This is a genomic window from Microcoleus sp. F4-D5 (assembly GCF_036704885.1).
Lineage (GTDB): Bacteria > Cyanobacteriota > Cyanobacteriia > Cyanobacteriales > Microcoleaceae > Microcoleus.
Window position 1 is genome coordinate 1 of sequence record NZ_JAUBSX010000193.1, and the last position, 1,407, is coordinate 1,407.

Genomic DNA, 1,407 nt, shown 5'->3' on the forward strand with positions numbered 1-1,407 from the left:
ATGAATTACGCCCTTGATTTAGCTAAATACTTCATCTTATCATGTTTTAGGTTGAAATTAAGATGCGTTTACCCTGGACTATTATCTTATCAGCAGTAGTAGAGGAAGTAGAGATAGTTGTCAGCGAGGAACCGCAGGAGGTAGCACCATCCCAGCCGCAGAAAGAGTCGGTCATGGTTGTGGTCCAATCCGATCGGAAATTAGAATTCCAGCAAAATGCTTTTCGGTGGTTTGAGGCGACGCTGTATATTTGGCAGCTAACACAAGCTTTAATCAAGATTCAATATAGAAATTTTTCGATTGTCAGCAAGCTATATCGACTACATTCCCATCAGTTTTGGCGGGTGTGGATGGATAGTGGCGGCTTTTGGCTCTTTTCCATCTAAAGAATAGCTGAGTACAAAAGCGCATATTTCAAGAACAGTCTTGGACACAAACGCTTTGTTGTCATCCTGAGTCCTGAGCTTTGCTAAGGAACTGTAGTGTAGCCAAGGATCTCGCCCGATGCTTCACAACGCTTGCGCTGCGTTCAGAATGACATAATTGCGTTGGTTCTGCATTGATGGTTTTTGAAAGAGTTGTGAACACTTTTTCCTGAAATCTCTTGGCATTTTAGGCAAGGCGAGAGGGATACTGCTGGCAATTTTTTCAGACCATTACAGTCCAGGACGCACAGCCTCTACATATAGCGTTTTGTAGGGGGGAATCCCGCCGTGGTTGCCCCTATTCCTAGGATGGTTGCGTCCTGGACTGAATTAAACAAAACTTTAGTGTCTCTTAATAGGGAACGCAACTTCAGCGTCAGTCACCTGATGGTTGGTTTTGTCATGAGTTCCTTTTAGCTTTGACGGGGAGAAACCCGGAAAAGTTGCAATATATAGAGGACTTGCGCTCTTCATATATATAGCGTCTTGTAGGGGCAATCCCCCGTGGTTGCCCTGCACCTGGAGATTGTGCATAATTCCCGATCTAGTCCGAAAAATCTCTCTTTCTTGCGTCTAGTTTTATGACCTGCATTCAGTTAAGTAGTCCTGGAGGCAAAAACCCGGTTTCTTAACGTAATTGCGTCAATCGATTTTAAATTTTAGATTTGAGATTTTAGATTGACTTGCGCGAGATAAATGCTCTTTCTTGAGGATTTTCGATTTTCGATTTGGGATTGATTCCACGGATCGATCGCGTGGCGAGTACCACCTTTGAAATTCGCTTGTCAGTTTAGCTTGAGGATGAGAACGAGAAACCTGGTTTTTTAGGGAGAAGCGTGCGTAAGCCATGTTAAGGAAAAAAAAATCTACATCTCAAAATTCACAAATGAGTCTCTGTAATCGTCCTGGGGGGGTAACAACCAGCCTGAAACCCATACTTTGTAAGGATTGAGCCAATCCGCTGCTCAAAAAAGATAGGCAG

Annotated in this window: 1 protein-coding gene; it reads left to right on the forward strand. The window is 43.5% G+C overall.

Going from position 1 to position 1,407, the window contains the following annotated elements:
• Positions 1 to 62: 62 nt before the first annotated feature.
• Entirely contained in the window at positions 63 to 386 is a 324-nt protein-coding gene (locus QUA80_RS33525; protein WP_333429207.1) for a hypothetical protein, read from the forward strand.
• The last annotated feature ends 1,021 nt before the right edge of the window (positions 387 to 1,407 follow it).

What these genes read in the sequence shown, in the direction of transcription:
- QUA80_RS33525 (WP_333429207.1), top strand. Translation starts at nt 63, where the DNA reads ATGCGTTTACCCTGGACTATTATCTTATCAGCAGTAGTAGAGGAAGTA.